Here is a 4,235-nt window from a genome sequence, read left to right as displayed (position 1 = left end):
AGTAAGACATTCCCCATCAGTAACACTTAATAATAAAAAGTTTGAAAATGCATCGTTATCAATGCTAGTTGATGCTATCAGAAATGGAAACTAATAAATAAAAAGGACGGTAAACATTTATGAATTTCAATATTAATTTACAAGGCGCACAAGAATTAGGGAACTATATGCAACCTGGTTCATACAGTGTAAAAATCAAAAACTTTGAGGCAAAGCGATCAAAGAATGGACATGATCAATTTGTAATCACTTTCGCTCACAAAGAAGAAGGAGAGTTTGTTCACTACGCAAACGCTGATACAACTAACAGCTTTGCTAAAAACTGGCTGTATTCATTCTTAAAAGCGCTAGGCATTCAAGGTAATAACATGATGTTTAACTTCACTGATAGAGACGTTATTGGCAAATCTATCAACATTGAATTAGAGCGTAAATACAACGATTACACGGACAAATGGAATACGGTATTAAAAAGATTTTGGGCGTTTGATGGTACGGTTTTCTATGAAAAAATCGGTATTAAAGAGAATGAGAAGAACGATTCAAATAAATCGCAGTCTAAGTCAAATGCAAAAACCAATAGTAACCCATTCGCTAATGCAAACGGCCCAATTGATATAGATGATCAGGATCTTCCATTTTGATGAGGTGGTTAGATGTCGCAAATCGTAAAGTATCAAAAAAACAAAAAAGGCTTATACAATGCTGTTGTGACTGACGTCGATATTCCTGATTCAGCAATTGAATTGTTGGATGTGGAGTGGCCAATTGATGTTGATTGTTCAGTGATAGATTCTAACTCTATCACTGGCAAGCAACGTCGTAAGATATTCGCGCTATGTAATGACATAGAGGCACACACAGGTCAACCTAGAGAGTATATGCGTTACATGTTTATGGACTATGTATCTTTTGTAGAAGGCTATGGCACGTTGTCACTGAGCAATTGTACGAGAACGCAAGCGAACCAAGTGATAGAGGTCACGTTAGATTGGGTGTTCTATAACGACATACCACTCAATTACAAGACAAGCGACCTATTAAAGAATGACAAAGCCTTTTTATATTGGGCGACAGTGAATCGTACATGTGTGATTTGTGGTAAGCCACATAGTGATTTAGCACACCTTGAAGCGGTTGGACGTGGACGTGATAGAACAAAGATAAATCACTATGGTAACAAAGTATTAGCGTTATGCAGAGACCATCACTCGGAGCAACATGTGATTGGTATTAAAAGTTTCAACGAGAAATACCATTTACAAGATAGTTGGGTCAAAGTTGATGATCGATTGAACAAAATGCTGAAAGGAGAGAAGACATGAGCATAATCAGAAGTGACAAATCAACAGGTAGCTATTTTATAGCTAGTAAACATTATGTTGAAGATGCAGAACTGTCATGGAAAGCAAAAGGTTTAATGAGTTACCTTTTTTCGAAGCCGGATGACTGGGAAATATATCAATCACAGTTGGTTAAGATGTCTACAGATGGTAAAGCAAGCGTAAGGTCTATTATCAATGAATTAATTGATAAAGGTTATATGACTAGACAAAGTAAACGCAAAGATAATGGCGATTTTGATGGATATATTTATACGCTTCATGAAAAACCGCGTGTCCGAAAAATGGAAGTCGCGAAAATGGGAGACGCGAAAATGGTAATCGCGAAATCGGACACTACTAATAATGACTTAACTAATAATGACTTAACTAATAATGACAGTAGAGTCGTCCACATCCCATATAAGCAAATTATTGAGCATCTAAACAGAAAGACTGGCAAGAAGTTCAGTCATAAATCAAAAGCAAATCAGAAGTTGATTAAGGCTAGGTTTAATGAGGGATACACACTAGATGATTTTATTAAAGTGATTGATAACAAAGTAGCTGAATGGTCTAACGTTGAGCATATGAAACAATATTTACAACCAAGCACATTATTTAGCAATAAGTTTGATAAGTATTTGAATCAAGAAGCAGTTGAACAGCAGGGTAATGTGCTAGAACAATTAATGGTGGAGGCTGATAGTAATGTCTATGAGCAAGCAAGAAGCTATTAACATTTTGCAAAAATTAGAAGACCTATATGACATGGGGTTTAACCAAAATAAGCAAAAGGCACTTACGTGGGTTGAAATGTTGATGAATAACGGAGATTACCAGCTGACGTTAAATAAACTCAAAAACTTCATCAAGATAAGTAAATACAAACCTAATATCGCAGACATACTAGCTGACAAACCTGAACCATTTATTCCGGACGAGAAACCTATCGAGCAGACGCATGCGTATAAGTTAGAGCATGATCCTGCATACAAAAAAGAATGGGAAGCGGTTAGGGATAAAGCTAGGGCGTTCGTTAAGGAGTTACGCAATCATGATTGACCGTTTAAGCACAGAAGAATCTATCTTGTGCAATTTAATGAAACACCCTAACTTATTCTCAAAATTTAAGCTGAAAGCATACATGTTTGTTGATAAAGACATCAAGAAGGTCATTAGCTACATTCTTGAAGTAGGTAAGGTTAATCCAAACGAAATCTATTTTAAATGCAGAGATGAGCATGGGTTTGTTGATATCAACCGTTTGACTCAAATTAGTAGGTCGAACGGTACTGATTCAGCATTCTTCATGAGCGATCAAATCAACTTGTTAGACGACTATGTCACACGTAAAGCGGTAGAGTGCTCACAAGTGTTTTTAAACAGTCCTAATAAGTCAGAGTACTTATTCTTACTCGATGAATTAAACAAGCTGAAAGACATTAGTATCGAGCAAGGGAATAAAACAGATGCTTTCCTTGCTGAAGTTATGGAATCAGTTTTAAGTGATAAGCCTAAAGAACTGATTAAAACAGGATACGGCTTGTTAGACTATAAGATTCATGGTTTCGAAAAAGGGCAGTTAAACGTAATAGCTGCAAGACCTTCGATGGGTAAGACTGGCTTTGCGTTAAACACAATGTGGAACATTGCTAAAGCTGGCTATGAAGTGTCATTCTTCAGCCTTGAGACAACAGGTAATCTTGTTATAGAACGTATGGTTGCGATGATTGAAGGTATTCCACTTTCAGACATCAAACGTCCAACAGAATTAAGTACAGACGACACCAACAAAGTCATGAAAGCATTAAACAAAATCAAGCAGTTAAAAATAAATATCTTTGACGAAAGTCATTTAACACCGTCTAGGATACGCGAGCAAGCGTCTAAAGCGTCAGATAAGCCACAAGTGATATTTATAGACTATCTGCAGCTGATGACGTCTGACACCCCGTCTAATGACAGACGTGTGGACGTAGAGAAGATAAGTCGTGATTTAAAAATCATAGCCAATGAAACAGGCTGTGTTATCGTGTTGCTCTCTCAACTTAACAGAGGAGTAGAATCGCGTAATGATAAACGTCCAATGATGAGTGACTTGAAAGAGTCTGGTGGTATTGAAGCGGATGCCAGCATGATCTTCATGTTATACCGTGATGATTATTACAATCGTGAAGGCGTACAAGATGAAGATAAGTCTGACCTAGAAGTTAATGTGGCTAAAAATAAAGACGGCTCAACTGGAGTTGTTAAGTTTGAGTACTACAAATCAACACAGAGGTTCTTTACATGACAGTGTTAGAGTTCAAAGAGTTTTTAGGATACCTATTCAGAGTTGAATACAGCCACGATACGCGCATGCAATTGAAAATGGTGCAATTGGGTTGGGCAGTGGATAGATTGCTCGTGAGCGAGCGTATAAGTCCATTTGATGACTATGATGAAGTTAGTAAATTGATATTTGAAGAATTAGACGTAAATCAGAGGTGCAGAGATGACTGAGGCAGAGTTACAGAAAATGATTGTTGAAAATTTGAATAATTCAGATTGTTGTAGAGTTTGGAGAGCAAATGCCGGAAAGTTACGTGTTGGTAAGAGAACGATACAACTCTTGCCAAAAGGCTTTCCAGACGTGTTTGGTGTCAGACTGACTGACGGAAAATTCATTGCAATTGAAATCAAAAAGCCGGACGGTAAGTTGTCTGATGAACAAATAGGATTTCGAGACTGGGCGATATTAAACAGATTTATTTATGGTATCGCACATAGCGTGGATGACGCATTAAAAATTATCGAGGAGGGATAACGTGGAGTTACCTAGAATACCAAAGGATAGGTCAAAAAAGTATGAGTATAAAGGCCAAGAAATCAGTGTTAACCAGATGGCTAAATATACAGGTAGGGAAACGG

At 37.3% G+C, this 4,235-nt stretch carries 7 protein-coding genes; all 7 read left to right on the top strand.

The window, feature by feature from the left end:
• The first annotated feature begins 119 nt into the window (after nucleotides 1-119).
• From CD122_RS08880 to CD122_RS08850, 7 genes are read left to right on the top strand one after another with little or no spacing between them, the layout of a single operon-like run.
• Nucleotides 120-644, top strand: coding sequence for a DUF669 domain-containing protein (locus CD122_RS08880; RefSeq protein ID WP_103358629.1), 525 nt, complete (start codon nucleotides 120-122; stop codon nucleotides 642-644).
• 12 nt (nucleotides 645-656) lie between these two features.
• On the top strand, nucleotides 657-1,325 hold the full coding sequence (locus CD122_RS08875) for a putative HNHc nuclease (protein WP_103358628.1): 669 nt from the start codon (nucleotides 657-659) through the stop codon (nucleotides 1,323-1,325).
• A complete protein-coding gene (locus CD122_RS08870) occupies nucleotides 1,322-2,062 on the top strand; it encodes a conserved phage C-terminal domain-containing protein (RefSeq protein WP_103358627.1) in 741 nt (246 codons plus the stop codon). The genes CD122_RS08875 and CD122_RS08870 overlap by 4 nt, the downstream gene beginning before the upstream one ends.
• Complete coding sequence (locus tag CD122_RS08865) at nucleotides 2,034-2,387, top strand: hypothetical protein (RefSeq protein ID WP_103358626.1); 354 nt, start codon at nucleotides 2,034-2,036, stop codon at nucleotides 2,385-2,387. Before CD122_RS08870 ends, CD122_RS08865 begins: the two co-directional genes overlap by 29 nt.
• A complete protein-coding gene (locus tag CD122_RS08860) occupies nucleotides 2,377-3,618 on the top strand; it encodes a DnaB helicase C-terminal domain-containing protein (RefSeq protein WP_373694278.1) in 1,242 nt (413 codons plus the stop codon). The genes CD122_RS08865 and CD122_RS08860 overlap by 11 nt, the downstream gene beginning before the upstream one ends.
• Nucleotides 3,615-3,827, top strand: coding sequence for a hypothetical protein (locus CD122_RS08855; RefSeq protein WP_103358624.1), 213 nt, complete (start codon nucleotides 3,615-3,617; stop codon nucleotides 3,825-3,827). Before CD122_RS08860 ends, CD122_RS08855 begins: the two co-directional genes overlap by 4 nt.
• Complete coding sequence (locus CD122_RS08850; protein WP_103358623.1) at nucleotides 3,820-4,131, top strand: VRR-NUC domain-containing protein; 312 nt, start codon at nucleotides 3,820-3,822, stop codon at nucleotides 4,129-4,131. The genes CD122_RS08855 and CD122_RS08850 overlap by 8 nt, the downstream gene beginning before the upstream one ends.
• The last annotated feature ends 104 nt before the right edge of the window (nucleotides 4,132-4,235 follow it).

It is taken from the genome of Staphylococcus rostri (assembly GCF_002902145.1).
Lineage (GTDB): Bacteria > Bacillota > Bacilli > Staphylococcales > Staphylococcaceae > Staphylococcus > Staphylococcus rostri.
This window is presented reverse-complemented; position numbering and strand designations above follow the sequence as displayed.

Coding starts and splice junctions, on each gene's coding strand:
- CD122_RS08880 (WP_103358629.1), top strand. CDS start 120: ATGAATTTCAATATTAATTTACAAGGCGCACAAGAATTAGGGAACTAT.
- CD122_RS08875 (WP_103358628.1), top strand. CDS start 657: ATGTCGCAAATCGTAAAGTATCAAAAAAACAAAAAAGGCTTATACAAT.
- CD122_RS08870 (WP_103358627.1), top strand. CDS start 1,322: ATGAGCATAATCAGAAGTGACAAATCAACAGGTAGCTATTTTATAGCT.
- CD122_RS08865 (WP_103358626.1), top strand. CDS start 2,034: ATGTCTATGAGCAAGCAAGAAGCTATTAACATTTTGCAAAAATTAGAA.
- CD122_RS08855 (WP_103358624.1), top strand. CDS start 3,615: ATGACAGTGTTAGAGTTCAAAGAGTTTTTAGGATACCTATTCAGAGTT.
- CD122_RS08850 (WP_103358623.1), top strand. CDS start 3,820: ATGACTGAGGCAGAGTTACAGAAAATGATTGTTGAAAATTTGAATAAT.